Genomic DNA, 19,165 nt, shown 5'->3' with positions numbered 1-19,165 from the left:
AGGGCAAGCATTGAACGACGCTCGGCGCATGTCGGATGGAACAACTTTGTTATTGCCCGTCGCAGACCGAAGTACCGGCGCCGTGGAGGCTGCCGGATCCGGTCCGAACGGTCGCACCACAACTGGCGACCATTGCGGGAGTGCGGGCGCTGGCCGGAACGGCTCAGCTCCTCGACGCCGATCTCATAGAGGATGATGTGCCGCAGGACAATCACCAGAAGCCCGGGAATTGGGCAGTCGCGGCAAGTCCTGTGCAAAGCCGCAATCGGTGCGGGCGAGGCGCCCCGCTCGGCGATCGGATGATTGGTTCGGCGCTTGGGACCGGCCGACGCTTCAAAGCCGGAACGCGGGCTGGTTCCGCAATGCTTTTAAAGACAAGCGCGACGACGTCCGACCTTGCCGGCAGCGTGGCAAGCCCATCCGAACGGACGCGCGCGTCGCAGGCTCAGTTGCCAGCGCGAGCCAAACGGGTGCGGCCGCCATCCGCCATCGTCGGCAACGAGTCCTGCGTGCCGGAGACGACGACGAGGCGCTGGACCTCGCCGCGGAGGAAGGCCTGGAGGAACCGGTCGTAATCGCGGAACGACACGCAGCCGTTCGAATCGCCCCGCGGTCCCAGCATGAAGGTATGGGCCAGCAACCCGACACGGCCGTAGACCGCATCGCTGCCCCCGACCGGCGTGAGCCGGATCGCGCGCACGCCGTGGAACAGTTGCTCGCGCTCGGTCAGCTCGTAGGTCCCGGGCGGCGTCGGCCCCCGCATCCGCACGTTGACGAGCCGCGGGTCGTCCAGACCCTCGCCGAGGCCGGAATGCGCCTCCAGGCGCTCGCCGCTCGGCAGGGTCACGGTCCGGGTGGCGATGTTGTAGACGGCGACGCCCGTCGTCGCGCTCGGCTCGCGCGTCATCGCCAGCGGCGGCGAGATCCGCCGTTGCGGTGCGACGTCGGCAGGCTTGCTCTCCAGGGCCGCGTAGGCCAGGGCCGGCGCGCGCTCGATCCCGAAGAACTTTTCGAGGAACGACCGGTCATCCGCCGGCGGTGCCGCCGGCTGGACCGGTGGGAGGTCGCGTCGCGCCACGCGTCGCTCGGCCCGGCGGGTGAGCGCGGATGCGCCGAGGCCCCGCAATTCCGGCGGGCGGGGGATCGGCAGCGGAACCGTGACGGCTACGCGCGGCGGCTCGCCGGTTCCGACCGTGGGGGCCGTCTCCGGGTTCGGTGCGGAGTCGAGCGGCGCGATCTGGGTCCAGGCCCAGCGCGACGGGCCGCCACCGGGGATGTCGCCCCAGGATCCCCCCGGTGCGGGCTCACCCGCCAGCGCGTCGGCGGGCGCAGGCTCCGCGCCCGAGGCCTCGGCGTTCCGATCGACGGCTCGTCCCTCGATTGTCGGCGTCATCGCGGCGCTGCGCGCTGCGGAATACCCGGTCGGGGCGGATAATTGCGGATCGCGGGTCAGGACACCGCTGCCGAGGAGCGCCATGGCCGCGGCCCCGGTCAGCACCGCGACCGGTGCCAGGCAGGAACGCCGCGCCCGCCCGATCTCGATGTGGTCCAGCGGCGTAGAATCGATCGCCATGCGGGTGCCCATGCTCCTCGTCGCGGAACGGGCGTTCGTCCGACGTCAGCCTCCGGTGACCCGGAAACCGCACGATGGACCGATCTGACCCGCTCATCCTGAGACAGCGGGGCCCGGCGGGCTTTTCTGGGGCGGCTCCATGGTCAATCTTGGATCGATCGGGACCATTTTCGGGCGCGGGGAAGCCAATTCCTCAAGTCTTCGGCATTCGTCTGTTTGTCGAAGACTGTGGATCCGGCACGCAACGCCTCCGCGCCCGCCGATGCCGGACCGATGGTGTTGCGCGTCCGCAGCCGATTTGGACGCGTCGCCCGCGGCCGGGCGCGCCCTACTCGTTGTCGATCTGACGCCCGAGCTGAGCGATGGCCCGCTCGTAGACGGACGCGGCGTTCCAGCCCTGGATCGCGGCGAAGTTCGGCTCGCCGGGCTGATAGCCCGCGCCGGCGCGCCATCCATGCGCCTTGAGGAAGTTGGCGGTGGACGACAGGGCGGCGCCGACGTTGTTGAGATCGCCGGTGCCGTAGGTCAGCACGTTCTTCGGCAGGAACTGCGTGTGTCCGACTTCGCCATGCGCGGCGCCGCGGGTATTCGCAGTGAGCAGGCCGCGATCGACGAGGGTCAGTGCCGCGTAGAGCTGGTCCGTGAAATACTCGGACCGGCGGCAATCGTAGGCGAGCGTCGCCACCGCCGAGAGGGTGTTGACGTTGCCGCGCACGGCACCGAATCCGGTCTCCATGCCCCAGATCGCCAGGAGCGGGCCGGGCGGCACCCCGTAGCGCTGCTCGATGGATTCGAACAGGGCGGCGTTGGTACGCTTGAGCGCCCGTCCCCGCGAGACGATCGCCGGGCCGCCGCGCTTCGCCAGGAACTGGTCCAGCGACAGCTTAAAGCTGTGCTGGCCCCGGTCGGCCGAGATCGTGGCCGTGGAGTAGGTGGTGCCCTGCAGGGCCGCGAGGCTCGCCGCGCTGGCCCGGCCGCGCGCTTCCTCGGCGAATTGGTGCTTCCACGTCTCGAAGCCGGCAGCATTGTTCCCGCATTGCGCGGCTCCGGCCTGGCCGGCGCTCAAGGCAAGCCCGGCGAGTGCCACCACCGCGAGGGTCTGGGGCCGCATCATGTCGATCACGCGAAACACTCCTCCGGCGCGTCCGCGCGCCTCATCCGCTTGGCGATACCCCGCCACATCTCGTCGATATCAGGGCGAGAAGATGTCGAAGAGGCGAACCCGGGTTTCGCGTCTTCACATCATCGCGCGTTCGCCGACCGGCCGCGGACCGGCCCAGGCCGGTCGCCCGCCACCGGGGCAACCGATCCCCGTCGATACCGCCGGAGCATCCGGGATCGGGGCTGGGAGAGCGGCCTGGCTTTGCACGCCCCACTGCACCCGGAGTATTTCGACGGCGGCCGGTCCCTTGCGACGGGAAGATCAATGCGACTTTGATGCGTCGGCTAATCAGTATCCCTGCGTCGAGACGGACGCGAGAGAATTGATTTGCCAACGAAACGATCGCGTCGGAACACTTCTTCCTGCCGTCACAACGTTGTCAAATGATGGTCATAGCTTTGCCGGCGGAAAAAGATCTCCGGAGAAGCGGTGTGGGACTCATGACGTACAGGGCGGTTCGACGTCCTCCGCTGTTCCGCGTCGCTTGATCACGTTTGGCGTCCCGTGATGTCGGCGATCGCATTGGCAGCCGGCCGGGCCACCTCGGCCGCTGGCGCGCGTGATGAACGGGCCTCCTTCGCCGTTCTCGCGCAGCCGATTCGGTCGAATCACTCCGTGTCCGGCGCAGACGCAACGTCCCCGTGGCTCTCCGGCCGATGGTCCCGTCACACACGCCGGTAGGTCCGAACCGGATCGAACGTCCGACGCCGGTGACCGCGCGGAGACGCTGTCTCTCATCAACCTTCGACCCGACACAGAGCGAGACCGAACACCCATGGCCCTTGGAATGCACGGCACCGGCTCATCGCGCGCAGGCGCGCTCGGCCCCGACCTCGACCGCGACGGCGTCGCCAAGGCCTACGGGCGCTGGGCGCCGGTCTACGATCTGGTGTTCGGGCCGGTCTTCGCCCAGGGACGCACCCTGGCGGCGGCGGCCGCGGAGCGGATCGGCGGCCGCATCCTCGAAGTCGGCGTCGGGACCGGCTTGTCCCTGCCGGCCTATCGCCGCGCCCGCAGCATCGTGGGCATCGATATCTCGGCGCCGATGTTGGAGAAGGCGCGTCAGCGCGTGGCGCGGCTCGGCCTGCGCAACGTCGAGCGCCTCGCGGTGATGGACGCGGAACATCTCGACTTCCCGGACGCCTCCTTCGACGTGATCGTCGCGCAATACGTCGTCACCGCGGTGCCGAATCCCGAGGCGGCGCTCGACGAGTTCGCCCGGGTCCTTCGCCCCGGCGGCGAGATCGTCATCACCACGCGGGTCGGCGCCGAGGACGGCCTGCGCCGCACCGTCGAGCACGCCCTGGCGCCGATCACGAGCCGGCTGGGCTGGCGGACCGAGTTCGCCTGGAACCGCTACACCGCCTGGGCGGCCGGAGCCCCGGTGGAGATCGTCGAGCGCCGGGCGCTGCCGCCCCTCGGACATTTCTCCCTCGTCCGCCTGCGCAAGCACGACGCCTGAACCCCCGCCCCGTCTCTCTCAAACCCGCAATTCGACGAGGAAGCACATCATGGCGAGCTTTCTGGAAGCTCTGCGCGTCCAGCGCTGGGACGATCACCGGTACTACCACCACAACCGCGTCAATCAGAGCCTGCACGTCGTCAGTGCGATCAGCTTCCTGGTGGCCTACGCCCTGGCCTTCAAGGACCCGGCGACGGCGGCGCTCATCGGCTGGCTGATCGCCATGACCTCGCGGCAGGCCGGTCACCTGTTCTTCGAGCCGAAGGGCTATGACCACGTCAACGACGCCAGCCACGAGCACAAGGAAGAGATCAAGGTCGGCTACAACCTTCAGCGGAAGATCGTGCTTCTGGCGATCTGGGCCCTGTCGCCCCTGCCGCTCTACTTCGATCCGAGCCTGTTCGGGCTGATCTCACCGCACCAGACGACGGCCGACCTGATCCGCAACATCGGCTGGATCTGGCTGTGGCTGGCGGTGGCGGGCCTGCTGTTCCGCATGGTGCAGCTGTTCGTCCAGCGCGACGTCCAGACCGGCTTCGTCTGGGCCGCCAAGATCCTCACGGACCCGTTCCACGACATCAAGCTCTACCACAAGGCCCCGCTCGCCCTGCTGCACGGCGAGTTGGTCGAGGAGCACGAGCCGCACGAGCACGGCGCCTGAGATCGACGCGGGCGCCGGGCCGCGACCTGCCCGGCGCCTGCCGCCGGATCAGGCCCGGTCCGGCGCGCGCAGGCCGAGCCGGGCGCCGAAGGCGCCGAGGCGAACCGCCGCCACTTCCCGGAGGATCGCGCGGCGGATCGCCTTGTTGCTCGGCGCCGCCGCATCCCACCAGCCATCGGCCCGCATGGCCTCGGCCGCCGCGACGATCCGCGTGGCCACCGTCTCGAAGGCCGCGTCGTCGTAGGCGAGGCTGAAGATCAGGCGGCCGGTCCCGACCCAGGACAGGGCCAGCCCCTCAGCGCGCAGGTAGAATTGCAGCATCCAATTGTAGCGCGACGGCTTGGTGTACAGGACCGTCCAGACGGTGGACATGTTGGCCACCCGGACAGGCAGGCCCGCCTGCGCGAGCCGGGCGTTGAGCCGCGCCGCGCGCCCGTCCCAGGTGGCGTCCAGGCTCGCGTAGAGGGCGGCGACCTCCGGCGTGTCCAGCCGGTCGAGGAACGCGCTCATGGCGCCCATCACGTAGGGATGGGCGTTGAAGGTCCCCCGGGCGAAGCAGATATCGACGGGCCGGTCGTCCCGATAGCGTCGCATCAGGTCGGCGCGTCCGCACAGGACGCCCACCGGCAGTCCGCCGCCCAGCGTCTTGCCGTAGGTGACCATGTCGGCCCGCAAGCCGAAATACTCTTGCGCGCCGCCGCGGGCGAGGCGGAAGCCGAGGAAGACCTCGTCGAGGATCAGCACGATGCCCCGGGCGCTGCACACCGCTCGCAGCGCGTGCAGCCATCTCGTGTAGGCCGCGCGGTCGAAGGCGGCCTTGCGGCCGCTATCGACCAGGGCCGAATCGGCCGGCGCCCCGGCATTGGGGTGCATGGCCTGGAGCGGGTTGACGAGCACGCAGGCCACGTCCTTCCGCCGCGACAGGACTCGCAGCGTCCGCTCGGACATGTCGGCCAGGGTGAGCGTGTCGCGGGTCGGGACCGGGTTGCCGATGCCGGGCTGCACCTCGCCCCACCAGCCGTGATAGGCGCCGCACAGGCGCACGATCCGGCGGCGTCCGGTGTGGTAGCGGGCCAGGCGCACCGCCTGCATCACCGCCTCGGTGCCGGACATGTGGAACGAGACCTCGTCGAGGCCGGAGAGCGCCTTCAGCCGCGCCACGTTGCCGGCGACCACCGGGTGCAGGGGGCCGAGCACCGGGCCGAGGGCGAAGACCCGCGCGCTCCCCTCCCCCAGGCAGGCCCGGTAGAAATCCACGCCGAACAGGTTCACCCCGTAGGACCCGGCGAGATCGTAGGCGACGTTGCCGTCGAGGTCCGTGACGGTGACGCCCTCCGCGGCGGCCGCCAGGGCGCCCGTCCCGAGATGCGCGCGGACGTGCCGGGCGTACTGGAACGGCACCCGGTAGAGCCCGGTGAATTGCAGGTCCGACAGGCCGTCGCGCATCGCCTCGGTCTCGGCGCGGGTGCGCGCGTACCGGGCCTGGAACAGCGCGGAGAGCCGCGCGAAGGCCGCCTCGCGCCGCAGCGCCACCGCCTCGTCCGGATCGTCGGAGCGGAAGAAGGCGTGCTCGGAATAGGCATAGCTCGGGATCAGCCCGGCGACCCGCCGCGCCATCCGGGCGTGGCCGGTGAGCGAGCGGTGCTTCGCCCGGGACAGTTCCAGGCGCTGCGCGGCGCGCGGCAGAGCGAAGACCGCGGCGGCGGCGGTGGCGGACAGGGCGACGAGGAGTGCGGACATCGTCCCACGTCGTATCGGAGGCACTTCACGGCATGATGACGATTCCCGGAACGTCCCTGCGACGGGCCCTGGCGCGGGTCGGCGCTCAGGAAGACCTCAACTTCCTGCTGACCAACCGCCTGCCGCGCCGGCTCGCGACCCGGTTCATGGGCTGGTTCAGCCGGATCGAGCAGCCGCAGATCCGCGACCTATCGATCGCGACCTGGCGCCTGTTCTGCGACGTCGATCTCGGCGACGCGCGCGAGACGCACTTTCCAAGCCTCCATGCCGCCTTCGTGCGGGCGCTCCAGCCCGGCGCCCGGCCGGTCGAGGCCGATTCCGCGATCCTGACGAGCCCGAGCGATGCGATCCTCGGCGCGCATGGCCGGATCGAGGCGGGGCGTCTGTTCCAGATCAAGAGCCTGTCCTACCGGCTCGCCGATCTGTTGGGGGGCGACGCGGCTCTCGCGCACGCGCACGAGGGTGGCGCCTACGCCACCCTGCGGCTGACGGCGGGAATGTATCACCGCTTCCACGCGCCGCACGACCTGCAGGTCGAGTCGGTGCGGCACATTTGGGGCGATACCTGGAACGTCAATCCGATCGCCCTGAAGCGCGTCGAGGCCCTGTTCTGCCGCAACGAGCGCGCCGTGCTGCGCCTGCGGCTGGCGGAAAGTGGCCACGCGGTAACGCTGGTGCCGGTGGCGGCGATCCTGGTGGCGGGTCTGCGCCTCGGCTTCCTTCCGGAGGGCGCAGCCCTGCGCGGGACGGGGGGGCGGACGCTGCCGTGTTCCGCCACGCTCGCCAAGGGTGACGAGATGGGCTGGTTCGAGCACGGCTCGACCATCGTGGTCCTGGCGCCGCCGGGCTTCGGGCTCTGCCCGACGCTGCGCGAGGGCGACCGCCTGCGCATGGGCGAGCCGCTGATGCGGCTTCCCGCACCGGCGGTTGTCGTGGGGTAACGAAGCGCGGGTTCGGGCGGATCCCCACCTCCGGCGTCACGGCGAGGCTGTCGAACACCGCCCGCACGCGCGCGTAGCCCGGGATCGGCCGATCGCGACGCCGATCCAGTCGGCCGGGCGGACAGGGCGTCACTCTTTCTCGATGACGGACACCTTGCCGTCCCGCTCGACGATGGCGACGGCGACTTTGTCGAGGTCGTCGAGGCCCTGTTGACGCGCGGCTGTGCGTACGTCGGCCTGCTGCATGCGCAGGCGCCGCATGTTGGTCTCGTCCCAGTCGCCGTCGCGGTAGACCACGATGGGGGTGCCGTCGACGATACGTTCGAACCAGACGACGCGCAGCTTGAGCCACGACACCGAGACGTGCATGAGCCCGACGGTGAACAGGGCGCTCATCGCCCCGGTGAACGAGTGGTCGTCGCCCAGGATCGCGCTGACGCTCAGGCCGCCGAACAGGAACAGCACCACCATGTCGATGGGCGCCTGCTGGCTGGCCGTGCGCCGGCCGATCAGGCGGATCACGAACAGGACGACGAGATAGGCCGACGCGGCCTTGAGGACGGTGTTCATGCTCAAGGCACCGCGTATTGCGACCAGGACAGGGTCTCGCCGGCGTCGAGGCGGGCGGTGAGGTTCACCCCGCCGCGGAACGCCGGAGACCCCGTGAAGCGGATCAGGGCATGGCTCTCGCCGGCCTGGACCGGGAAGACGAGGCGGATGTTGCCGCCGGCGATCTCCCAGGTGGCCGGCCGCGGCGTGATGCTCTCAAGGCCGAACTGGTCGACGAGGTCCTTGGCGATGGTCACCGCCACCTTGTCGCCGCCCGGCGGAACCTTGGTGTCGAAGCGGATGATCGTCGGGGCACCGAAGCGCACCACCGGCTCGTAGCGGATACCGATCGACCCGTCGGCATTGGTCAGGCCGCGCTCGCTGAACGGCCCATGTCCGAGCAGACCGCAGGCGCAGACCAGCACGAAGCCGAGCATGACGAGACGCCCCGCGACCTCGGCCTTCCGCCATCGGTCCTCGAAGACCGGGTAGAAGCCGTTCGCGATCTCCTCCGGCATCGGCGGGTCGTCGTGGATGACGTCCAAGGCGGTGGTGCTCCCTTCTCGTCGCTCAAGCTCCGGCCCCGGCGAGGCGCGGCATCGGAAAGCCAAGGTCGGGTGCCGCGTCCGGTTCCGCCGGGGTGAAATACGCCATGGCTTCCGCCCGGCCGCGCAGGGGGGCGCGGCTGACCTCGCGCCAGTGACCCGCATCGCTTCCGGCCGCGTGGCGGGCGGCGTCCGACACCAGGATCGGCACGCCATGCGCCTTCGTCGCCTGTTCCAGGCGGGCCGCGACGTTCACCGTGTCGCCCAGCACGGTGAACTCCAGCCGCATGTCCTCGCCGATGATGCCGCAGAACAGGTCGCCGTAGTGGATGCCGACCCCGATGCGGATCGCGGGATGCCCCTCCTCCTTGACGTTCCAGCGGGCGATGACCTCGACGAGATCCTTGGCGAAGGCGAGCGCCCGGGCGGCATCGTCCGGCCGCGGCTCGGGCAGGCCGAATACGACAAGGGCGCCGTCGCCCAGGAACTTGTCGACCACGCCGCCCCTCAGGCGAGCGATGCGCATCACCCGGCGCCGAAACGCGGTGAGAAAGAGCGACAAGTCGTGCGGATCGAGGTTCTCGGCCAGCGTCGTCGACCCCCGCATGTCGACGAACGCCACGGCCGCGTGCTGCCGTCGGCCGGCCCGGAGGGTGTCGTCCTTGTTGGCGAGCCGGTCGGACAATTCCTCCGGCAAGAAGCGGGCGAGGCTGGCCCGCCGCCCGGCCTCCCGGACGGCCGTGGTCGCGAGGACGGCCAGGAGGGTCACGACGCCGGCGACCGCCGCCCAGACGGCCAGGGCAATCCGCGAGACCGCCGCCTGCCGCTCGTCGAGCAGGCTCGCCTCATGCTCCTCCATCTCGCGGATCAGGCCGCGGATGGCATCCATGGTCGGCTTGCCCCGGCCCTCGGTGATGAGCCGCACGCTGCCGGCCACGTCACCTGCGCGGCGCAGGACAATACTCCTGTCGAGTTCGTCGTCGAACCGCATCGCGAGCGCCCGCAGTCGCGACAGCTGGGCGAGCTGCTCCGGGTTGTCGACCACGAGCTCACGCAGCCGGTCGAAGTGGCGGTCGAAGGCGTCCCGGCTGGCGAGGTACGGCGCCAGGAAGGCTTCCTGGCCGCTGATGACGAAGCCGCGTTGGCCGGTCTCGGCGTCCTGCAATGCGGACAGGACCCGCGAGAGGCGGGCATCGACCTCCACCGTGTGGCGCACCGCGTCGCTGCCGTGCTGACGGTAGAGGAAACCGGCGATCGCGAGCGCGGTCATCACGATGAGGGCGGCGAAGCCAGCGCTCATCCACGTGACGGTCCTGGACCGCACGATGGTGAAACGAAGCATGGTCTCCCAGAAACCTCTCATACCCGTCGGCCGCCTGTATCCGTCCGCCGCCTCAACGAAGTGGCCTGCCCGAAGCTCCACGATGGGGCATCACGTTGAGCGCCTGCGCTCGCCCTTCGGTCCGAAGTCCTCGCGGAAGCGTACCCCCTCCCCGCGACAACGAGGCGATGGCCGAATGGGGCGCAGACGGTGGCCGAGAGGTCCGACGTGTCCGTCATGTTAGGTGGTTCTCCGCAGGAATAGGAAGCGGGGCCGCAATTTGCTGCGCGGATCCGGCATCGGCGGGCGTCGGACGGCTTCTGAATCGACAGCTTGTCGAGGCGTTGCAGGCAGATGTCAGCGCAGGCCTTCCAACGGCGCGCGCAGCGCGCGGACCGACAGCATTGTTTTCTTGGAAAGCCTAAGGCCCGCGTTCGGGATGATGCCCTAGGCCCTGTCGGATAATCGGCCCTGAACCGCGCCGTTCAGCCCCGGTTAGGAAAAATGCCGGGCCCAGGCAGCCGTTTATCCTTGCGCGGTGGTGCCGCAGATCGGTGAAGGGCTGTGTTGGAAGGGGCTCGGCCACCGTCGGCAGGCCGTCGCCGAAGCGGATGGACCGTCTCCGGCCAGGTTCGGTCGGCGGCTTCGCGCCGATTGCCGCCGCACCCGGCCACATTCGGGAGGCGAACGCCCGATCCGCGCAGGTTCCGGGTCCGGTTCGCGCCAGACCCGCCGGTCCGGTTCTCGCGCCGGCCAGCCCGACGCCGTCGTCACGCCTGGTCAACGTGACCTCGCCGTCGCCCCGGCCGCCGCCCGGCGAGGCGCGATCCCGGCCCCACGCCCCTTCGACGCCCCGGTGACGATCGCCGCCCTTCCTTCAAGCTTGCTCATTTCGGCCACCGACGTCACGTCGCGAGACCTGACATGCTTCAGCCGTCCCACCTCGACAGTGCGGTCCCGTTGCGCATTCGGAGCGGACATCACCGTGAAGCTTGCGCAGCTGTTCTCAGGAGCGGCCCATCCTTCGAGGACGCCCCCTCCCGCCGTGACCATCACCACTAGCTCGCCGGATTGGAGCACGCGTCCGCCCGATATGATTTACGGCACCCGCTCGTCCGTCCGCGGTACGTGCATCGCGTACGAGAGCGCGCGGTCAAAGCGGCTCTCGGACACCGGTCCAACATCGACCTTCGCCACCACCGCCTCGAACTGTCCGTTTCGGGGTCGGCAAGACAGTGGGGCAGGCAATCAGGCCGCTTTGCCCCCGAGCACGAGACGGAGCGACCGGGCGAGTTCGTCGCGCCGATAGGGCTTGCTGAGGACGGGAAGCTCTCCGCGTCCGATGACTTGGCCCTCGTCGAGGTCGGCGACATAGCCGGAGGTCAGGAGCACTTTCAGGCCGGGGCGGAGTTGCTGCGCCTCGACAGCGAGTTGCGAGCCGTTCATGCCGCCCGGCATCATCACGTCCGAGAACAGGATGTCGATGCGTTCGACGCCCTTCAGATGGGCGAGGGCTTCGGCGGCGTTCCGGGCGACGATGACCCTGTAGTGAAGCTCCTCAAGGCTTTCCACCGCCATGCTCAGCACCTGCTCGTCGTCCTCGACGAGGAGCACGGTGTCGCCCTCGGCGGCGCGACGCAGGGGGAGCGATCCCTCCCGGCCCGTGCCCGTCTCTTCCCCCGCCGGGTCGGCTGAACGCGGGACGAGGATGCGGAACGTCGTGCCTTCCCCCACCTTGGAGTCGATGCCGACAAATCCGCCGGCGCTCCGGGTGAAGCCGTAGACTTGGGACAGGCCGAGGCCGGTGCCCTTGCCGACCTCCTTCGTCGTGAAGAAAGGCTCGAACACGCGCGCCAGGTTCTCCGGCGCGATCCCGCTCCCGAGGTCGGTGATCGACACCTCGACGAACGCGCCCGGTGAGATGCCGCGGTCGGCCACCGCGGCCGTGTCGAGATGAACGTTCCGGCTGCGTATGACGATGCGGTTGCCATGGCCGTCCCCGTCCATCGCATCGCGGGCGTTGACCACGAGGTTCAGCACGGCGGCCTCGAACTGCGCCGGATCGATCCGGATGGGGTCGAGCGCGGGATCGAGGTCGAAGACGAGTTCGATGGCACCGCCCGCGGCCCGTTCAGCCAGAGACCTGAAATCCAGGAGGAGGCGGTTCGGATTGAGCGTCTGCGGGCGCAGCATCTGTCGCCGCGAGAAGGCCAGGAGTTGCTGGGTGAGCTGCTCGCCCCGGCGCGCCGCTCCCATCGCCGCCTCCGCCAGGCGCAGGACGCGCTCGGTGTTCTCGGGCCTGCGGATGACCATGTCGAGACCGCCGACGATGACCGTCAGCAGGTTGTTGAAATCGTGCGCAACGCCGCCGGTCAACTGGCCGATGGCCTCCATTTTCTGGGCTTGGCGCAACGCCTCTTCGGTATTCCGCTGATCGGACGTGTCCAGGACGACGCCGGCCATGCGGACGGGCTTGCCGTCGGGGCGATACTCGGCTCGGCCCTTGGCCGCGATCCAGCGGACCGCGCCATCCGGACGCAGGATCCGGCATTCGAGATCCAGGGTGCCGATGTCCATCGCCGCGGCGAAGGTCGCCTCGACCGCTGACCGATCCTCGGGCACCACGCGGGACAGGAAGTCGGCCTGGCCCCAGGATGGAAGGGGTCGGTCGTATCCGAAGATGGCGTCGTGACGGCGGGACCGCCGTGCGGTGTCCTGGACCAGGTCGAGGTCCCAGGATCCCATCCCGGCGGAGTCGAGGGCGAACGCCAGGGTCTCGCGCGCCGCCTCGACCTCACGGGTGCGCTCCGCGACGCGGCGCTCCAACGTCTCGTTGGCGACCCGCAACCGCTCCTGAGCTTCCTCGCGTTCCAGGATGTGCTCGCGGGCCTGGTACTGGCGCCGACGGACGCGGAGCGCCGATCCGACCGCGCTGACCAGGGTCTCGGCATTGATCGGCCGTTCCAGCAGAACGACGTTGCCGAGCCGCTCGATCATGGCCGCGGCCCTGCCGGTTCTCCGTCCGGCCTGGCGGGTGGCCAGCACGATGAAGGGGAAATCCGACCAGGGAGGCTGGGCATCGACCCAGGCAGCGAGATCGGCGGCGCCGACGTCGAGGAGCGCTTCCTCGGTGACGATGGACGTGCCGGCGGCCACCTTCAGGCCGTCCAGCCACGCCGTGACATCGGCGCAGATTGCGGAGGCGGTGCCGGCCTTGTCCAGCAGCGAGGCCATCACGGACGCGTCGCGGCCGCGCGGGGCCAGGATCAGGACTCGATCCTCGTCATTTTGCGGCCTCGCCATCACGCGGTCCCCGCGCCGGCCGGGCCATTTTCGAGCATCGCCACCGCGCCCCCGTAAGTCGGGAGGCCGGACAGGACGCCCTGAAAATCCGTCAGAGCTTCGCCGACCTGAACCCCGATCGGCGAGAGCTTCAGTTCCCGGATGGTGCGCTCATGGGCGTTGATCCGGCTCTTGACCATCGACAGGGCCGTCCTGACTTCGCCCTTCGCCTCGAAATACCGGAACAGGAGGATGGCATCGCTCAGGTAACTCAGGTCGATATCGGACCGCACGTCGCCGATGACACCGTGCTGACCCAGGATCAGGAGCGTCAGGATACCCCGCTGGTTCAGGTAGTTCAGAAGTTCGTGCATCTGCAGCACGAGGTATTCCTCGCCCGGCATCGCATGGATGTATGCGTTCAGGCTGTCGAGGACGACGAAGCCCGAGCCGCGTCCCTCGACCGCCTCGCGCACCCGGCAGGCGAATTCCCCCGGCGACAGGGCCGCCGGATCGATCTGGACGATGGTGAGGCGTCCGCTGTCCAGATGGGGCTGCAGGTCCATGCCGAGTCGGGATGCGCGGATCAGCATCGTCGCCTGACCCTCGTCGAACAGGAAGTACGTCGCGCGGCCGCCGCGCTCCAGGTCCGCCAGCATGCACCGGACGGCCGTGGTGGTCTTGCCGACGCCGGAGGGGCCGAGAAGCAGCGTATTGGTGCCGGGCACCAATCCGCCGCCGATCAGAAGATCGAGTTCCTGCGACCCTGTGGAGGCGGGCTGCGTATCGAAGGCGGCATGGTGTTCGGCCGCCACGAGGCTGGGGAAGACTTTGATACCCCCAGTGTCCAGGACGAAGTCGTGATAACCGCCGCGGAATTTCACGCCGCGCATCTTCAAAATGTTGAGGCGCCGACGCTCGGCACCGAATTCCCGCTGCGACTGCTCCAGCAGGATCACGCCGTGGGCGATGCTGTGCAGCTGCACGTCCGAGGTCCCGTCATCGAGCAGGAGGACCGTGCAGTTGCGCGCGGCGAACATCTGTTTCAGGGCCAGAATCTGACGGCGATACCGCAGCGGGTTCTGCGCGAGCAGACGAAGCTCCGACAGGCTGTCGAACACGACGCGATCGGGCTTGAGATCGTCGACCCGGTCGATGACTTCCCGCACTGTCTCGCCGAGTTCGACCTCGGAGGGGTGCAGGACCGATTGTTCGCTGTCCGGGTCGAGGCCGAGTTCGTTGACGAGTTCGTAGACCTCGATGCCGTCGAGGGACCAACCATGCGAAGCGGCCGCTGAATCAAGCTCGTCGGCATTTTCGGACAGCGTGATGTAGAGGCCCTTCTCCCCGCGCCGCACGCCGTCGCGCAGGAACTGGAGCGCCAGCGTCGTCTTGCCGGTGCCGGGGGTGCCTTCGAGGAGGTAGAGGCGTCCGCGGGTGAGCCCCCCGGAGAGGACGTCGTCCAATCCTTCCAAGCCGGTCGACAGGATCGTCCGAACGAACGGGGCGGCAGGCGTCGGTCGATCAGTAGCCATAGGCACCACGATGGGAAAACGGCCTCCGGCCGCCAAGTTGTCGGCTTCGGGACACCAGTGAAGCATGATCCGACCGATAACGCGGCACGCTCGGTTTGGTCCCATCGCCTGTCGATCAGGGTGCATCGCCCAGGATGGTCGTCACCCGGCTCCGCGACTTCGTATCACGAGGGTGCGCGGGGCTCCAGAATCAGTCCAGTCATCCCGATATCCGGAGCGGTTCACGGTCGGCGTAAGTCGATGATATCTTTATGATCTATATTATAATTCCGGGATTTTTTTTAGGGTAATTAAAACGATTACAATAATGTCAGGCGGATTTGTATCTCGGATAGGATGGATTCGCATATTGTGCGATGATTGCTGGAAATCTGAGGGGCAATAAGGAGCAAATGCTGGCCAGCCTGCAGCGTCCTGAGCCGATCCGCGATCGGCATCCCTTTCTCGGTGCAAGAATGCACGACCCCATCTACGAACGCTCGCGCAAGGAGTCTTCCGGATTCGGAGGCTGAAGGCGCGTCCATGATTTGAGGCCGCAAGAGAATCTCCGGCATCAGCCCGGATATCGGAACCGGCTTGATGCCGCAGGTCTTTGATTCGACATCATCTATTTCCGACCGCCCGCGGCCACCTTGCCGGTTGATGCTCCCGGGAACAGATCTTGGGCTTTGTCGACCGATCCGCACGCCGTCACAAGATCGCGAAGGGATTCCTGCACCGCCGAAGCGCCGGGCCGTCCCCTGGCCGGTAGCCAACATCGCCGCTGACGCCATAAAATGTAAGTCTAGCTTTACGTCAAGCAAGCTTTACACGCACCGCACAGTCTGCCTATCGTGCGGCTCCGGGCGGGGATACGCCCGACGGCAGCGCGGGAGAGGGCATGATGGTCGATCGGTGTCTCTATCTGGCGGCGGCTGCGGGATTGATTCTCTTCGCGGCGCCGGCTGGCGCTATCATCGACCACCGGATCCGGTTCGGTCGCTGGCCCTATTGAGCCCACACGGCGCTCAAGCGTGGTCCGGATCCGCGATCCCGCAGGGATCGATCGGATTCGGTTTGGTTCTCCAAGATTCGATCGGACATGCACGGCCTCCGGGCCGCACACGGAGGCTGAAGCCTTGACCCTGGGGCAGACGACGGCAGGGCGAGCACCCGTCGGCGTCGAACGCGGATCGCGACGCAGCCGCCGAGGCTACGCGCGCAAGGCGACGTCGACGCCGAATTCGAGCAGGCGCTGGGCGAGGAGGACGGCCGTGGCCGCGTCGACCGCAGAGGCATCCGCTCCAACCCGGGCGACGAGTTCTGGATGCTCGAGGAACACCGGACCGCCGACCATGACCCCGATGGTTCTGTTGCAAGAGGCTTCGCGCACGGAGCGGATCGCCTCCGCGAGCTGGTCGAGCCGCGTCGCGTTGCTCAGCGTCAGGCCCACGACGGCGAACCATTCGGACGCCACCAGAGCGGCGATCTCCTCCGGGCTGGAGGAGAGGCCGCTCGACACGATCCAGCCCGCTCTGCGCAGGAACTGCTCCACGATCCGCACGCCGAATGTGTGCTGTTCGCCGGGAGCGCCCATCAGCAGAAGGCGCCGTTTCCCATCGAGCGGGATTGCCTCGCCGTCGATCCGGAATCGGGTCACGAGATGCTGAAGGCGGGCGACGCCCGTCGTCACCTCGATGAAATCGCACAGATCGTCGTCCCACATCCGGCCCAGCAGCGCCGCCGCAGGTGCCAGGAGATCGAGGAACAGGCGATCCAACGGATGGCCTTCCGCCAGCAGGACCGCGAAAGCCTCGATGACCGGCGCATCCTCCCGTGCGAGCGCCAGGTCGGTGAAGGCGGCGATCTGCTCAACGTCAGGCTTGAAGACCGGCTTCGACTCAGCCGTCACGAAACCGCGATGCAGCAGCATCAATTGCGGGAGGATCTCGGCCTGGACGACCTGCCCCAGGGCCAAGCACCGCGCTCTGGCGGCGTCGGCGGCGCGTTTGCGCGCATAGACTTGACGGGCTTCCGCCTCCCGCTCGGTTTCCGGGGGAGAGCTCTCGCCCCAGTGACCTTCGGACGAAGCAAGGTTCTGCATCGTCCCCCTCCCGGTGCCAATGCGTCGGTGGCCTTGGTGGCCAATCGATCGCGGGGTTGCATCAGAACCGCCATGCGGCGGAATGTAAAGGCCGACCAAAGAGGGTCGGATTGGGCCTGCGAAACGCGCGCGCCGCGCGGATGCATGGGGTGTCAGCCGCCCCGTTCACCCGCAGGCGGCCGCGGATTCCGGTCGCCCCGCGCGTTCATGCCAACCGGCTGCGTCACGGCGAGGCCGCTTGCCTGCCCCGGCGATGGGAGCGCCGCTCAAGGGCTACGAACTTCGCGATGACGGCCACGGACGCCTCGATCCACGGTCTCGATATGACCGGTACCCACCCTGCCTACCGTTCTTCGTGGCACCGGTCGCCCGGTCCGGCCGGCGACAAATAGCCGTGGCGTGCCGGCTCAAACTGTCGTGAGGTGGTTTCGTCGAACGACTTTTCGCGCGGTGGTGGCGGCCCTGGCGCTCGGCGCGATCACGGCAGCGCTCTGGCACCTGCACGCGGAGACCGACGGCCTCGCCATCGAGACGGTCTCGATCGACGGGACCCCGGCGACGGTCTTCCGTGAACGGGCCGGGGCCGCCGGCCCCGTCGTGGTGATCGCCCACGGCTTTGCCGGATCGCAGCAGTTGATGCTGCCCTTCGCGACCACCCTGGCGCATGCGGGGTACGTCGCGGTGACCTTCGACTTTCCCGGCCACGGCCGCAACCCGGCACCGCTGACGGGCAGCATCACCCGGGAGGACGGGGCCACCCGCAATCTGGTGGAGGTGACAGAGCGCGTCACCGAACGGGTCCGGGCGCGCGGGGACGGGCGCCTCGCCCTGCTCGGCCACTCGATGGCCTCGGATATCGTCGTGCGCGTCGCGCAGGTGTTGCCCGGCGTGGTCGCGACCGTCGCGGTCTCGATGTTCTCGCCGGCCGTAACGCGGGAGAGCCCGCGCGATCTGCTGATCATCGTCGGCGGCTGGGAAGGGGCCCTGCGCCGGGAGGCCCTGCGGGCGGTCGGACTGGTCTCGGACCCGGAGCCACCGCGTGAGAACGTCACCTACGGTGACCCCCGACTCGGCACGGCGCGGCGCGCGGCGGTCTCGGAGGGCGTCGAGCATATCGGCGTGCTGTATGCCCGCGCGAGCCTCGAAGCGGCTGTCGCCTGGCTCGATGGGGCCTTCGACAGGTCGTCGCCCGCGCCGAAGCCGCCCGATCGGCGTGGTCCCTGGATTCTGGTCCTGCTCGCGGGCGTCGTGGCGCTGGCGTGGCCGATCGCGCAATATCTGCCCGGGGTCAGCCCGACGCCCCGCGGCGCTGGCCTCGGCTGGGGGCGCCTGTGGCCGGCGCTCGTCGTCCCCGCCGTCGCCACACCGCTGATCCTGCGCATCCTGCCGACCCATGTCCTGCCGGTCCTCGTCGCGGATTACCTCGCGGCGCATTTCGCGGTGTACGGCCTGCTGACGGCCGGCTGCCTCTGGTGGCGGCGACAGCGATCCGCCCCGATGCCGGCCACCGCGCGACCCGTAGCGGTCGGGGCGTTGACGGCCGGAGCGATGGCCGTCACCCTCTACGGCTTCGTCGGACTGGTGCTGCCGATCAATGCCTACGTGACGTCCTTCGTGCCGGGGTCGAACCGGGTCATTCTCATCCTGGCGATGCTCATCGGCACCATCCCGTTCTTTCTCGCCGACGAATGGCTGACGCGCGGGCCGGGCGCCGGGCGCGGCGCCTACGCCGCCTCGAAGCTCGCCTTCCTGCTCTCGCTGGGGCTCGCCGTCGGGCTCGACTTCAGCCGCCTTTTCTTCCTCGTCATCATCGTGCCGGTGATCTTGCTGTTCTTCCTGGTCTATGGAGCGATCGGCACTTGGGCTTACCGGCGCACCGGCCATCCCTGGGTCGCCGGGATCGCCAACGCGATCGCCTTCGCCTGGGCGATCGGCGTCACCTTCCCGTTGCTGGCCGGATGATCGAGGGGAGGCGTTCTCGGGCCAGCCGCCGACCCGGCCTGTGTATCGGATCCGCTTCCGGACGATCCGGACCGCCCCCGTCCCTCCGCCGCCCCGGAACGTCAGGGACGGTATCCCGTGCCTCGAAGGCCAAGCTGTAAGCGAGGGTTTCCGCGTGGTATCGGCTGAGGATGGCCGTCCGTGAAACCCTCACCGCCGCGATATCCCCCGCGCCGCAGGCATGCCCGGGGGAATGGGCACAGTCCGGCCGAAGCGGCAGCGACGCGGCCAGATCGACCCGCCGGATGCGCGAACAGAACGCGTCGGACATCCCGAGGACGGAATGGATCCGACGCGCCGCCGCCGCATG

The 19,165-nt window shown here is 68.8% G+C and carries 13 protein-coding genes and 1 pseudogene; 4 read left to right on the top strand and 10 right to left on the bottom strand.

Annotated features, from left to right (window positions below; all coding sequences use genetic code 11):
* Positions 1–445: 445 nt before the first annotated feature.
* Entirely contained in the window at positions 446–1,573 is a 1,128-nt protein-coding gene (locus tag AC3IF3_RS18145; protein WP_489229759.1) for a DUF2778 domain-containing protein, read from the bottom strand.
* Positions 1,574–1,901: 328 nt separating this feature from the next.
* Positions 1,902–2,687 carry a lytic murein transglycosylase gene (locus tag AC3IF3_RS18140; protein ID WP_243972030.1) on the bottom strand — a complete coding sequence of 262 codons (786 nt, stop codon included), beginning with the start codon at positions 2,685–2,687 and terminating at the stop codon, positions 1,902–1,904.
* An 823-nt stretch (positions 2,688–3,510) separates the two neighbouring features.
* Between AC3IF3_RS18140 and AC3IF3_RS18135 the strand changes: the two genes are divergently transcribed.
* Positions 3,511–4,197: a class I SAM-dependent methyltransferase gene (locus AC3IF3_RS18135; RefSeq protein ID WP_489217560.1), complete on the top strand. Its 687-nt coding sequence runs from the start codon at positions 3,511–3,513 to the stop codon at positions 4,195–4,197.
* 49 nt (positions 4,198–4,246) lie between these two features.
* On the top strand, positions 4,247–4,858 hold the full coding sequence (locus tag AC3IF3_RS18130; protein ID WP_243972008.1) for a hypothetical protein: 612 nt from the start codon (positions 4,247–4,249) through the stop codon (positions 4,856–4,858).
* 48 nt (positions 4,859–4,906) lie between these two features.
* On the opposite strand, the gene AC3IF3_RS18125 is transcribed toward AC3IF3_RS18130, so the two are convergent.
* Positions 4,907–6,598, bottom strand: a complete 1,692-nt coding sequence (locus AC3IF3_RS18125; RefSeq protein ID WP_489229758.1) for an aminotransferase class III-fold pyridoxal phosphate-dependent enzyme — start codon at positions 6,596–6,598, stop codon at positions 4,907–4,909.
* 32 nt (positions 6,599–6,630) lie between these two features.
* Here AC3IF3_RS18125 and asd point away from each other — a divergent pair, with 32 nt between their 5' ends.
* Positions 6,631–7,539 carry an archaetidylserine decarboxylase gene (gene asd / locus AC3IF3_RS18120; RefSeq protein WP_489229757.1) on the top strand — a complete coding sequence of 303 codons (909 nt, stop codon included), beginning with the start codon at positions 6,631–6,633 and terminating at the stop codon, positions 7,537–7,539.
* 129 nt (positions 7,540–7,668) lie between these two features.
* On the opposite strand, the gene AC3IF3_RS18115 is transcribed toward asd, so the two are convergent.
* The 7 genes and pseudogenes from AC3IF3_RS18115 to AC3IF3_RS18085 form a co-directional block, all read right to left on the bottom strand.
* On the bottom strand, positions 7,669–8,109 hold the full coding sequence (locus AC3IF3_RS18115) for a DUF421 domain-containing protein (protein WP_489229756.1): 441 nt from the start codon (positions 8,107–8,109) through the stop codon (positions 7,669–7,671).
* A 2-nt stretch (positions 8,110–8,111) separates the two neighbouring features.
* Positions 8,112–8,633, bottom strand: a complete 522-nt coding sequence (locus AC3IF3_RS18110) for a hypothetical protein (RefSeq protein ID WP_489229755.1) — start codon at positions 8,631–8,633, stop codon at positions 8,112–8,114.
* A 25-nt stretch (positions 8,634–8,658) separates the two neighbouring features.
* Entirely contained in the window at positions 8,659–9,933 is a 1,275-nt protein-coding gene (locus AC3IF3_RS18105; protein WP_489229754.1) for an adenylate/guanylate cyclase domain-containing protein, read from the bottom strand.
* Positions 9,934–10,752: 819 nt separating this feature from the next.
* Positions 10,753–10,845: pseudogene (locus AC3IF3_RS18100) on the bottom strand (oxidoreductase); the annotation flags it as partial.
* Positions 10,846–11,202: 357 nt separating this feature from the next.
* Positions 11,203–13,257, bottom strand: coding sequence for an ATP-binding protein (locus AC3IF3_RS18095; RefSeq protein WP_489229753.1), 2,055 nt, complete (start codon positions 13,255–13,257; stop codon positions 11,203–11,205).
* The gene (locus tag AC3IF3_RS18090) at positions 13,257–14,771 is read right to left on the bottom strand and encodes an ATPase domain-containing protein (protein WP_243972023.1); all 1,515 of its coding nucleotides are present in this window, start codon (positions 14,769–14,771) and stop codon (positions 13,257–13,259) included. Before AC3IF3_RS18090 ends, AC3IF3_RS18095 begins: the two co-directional genes overlap by 1 nt.
* A gap of 1,192 nt (positions 14,772–15,963) precedes the next feature.
* Entirely contained in the window at positions 15,964–16,854 is an 891-nt protein-coding gene (locus AC3IF3_RS18085) for a cobalamin B12-binding domain-containing protein (protein WP_489229752.1), read from the bottom strand.
* A 417-nt stretch (positions 16,855–17,271) separates the two neighbouring features.
* Between AC3IF3_RS18085 and AC3IF3_RS18080 the strand changes: the two genes are divergently transcribed.
* A complete protein-coding gene (locus AC3IF3_RS18080; RefSeq protein WP_489229751.1) occupies positions 17,272–18,816 on the top strand; it encodes an alpha/beta hydrolase in 1,545 nt (514 codons plus the stop codon).
* Positions 18,817–19,165 lie beyond the last annotated feature (349 nt).

Source organism: Methylobacterium sp. J-118 (assembly GCF_057836565.1).
The sequence above is the reverse complement of the archived record's forward strand: the minus strand, read 5'-3'. Positions and strand labels throughout refer to the sequence as shown.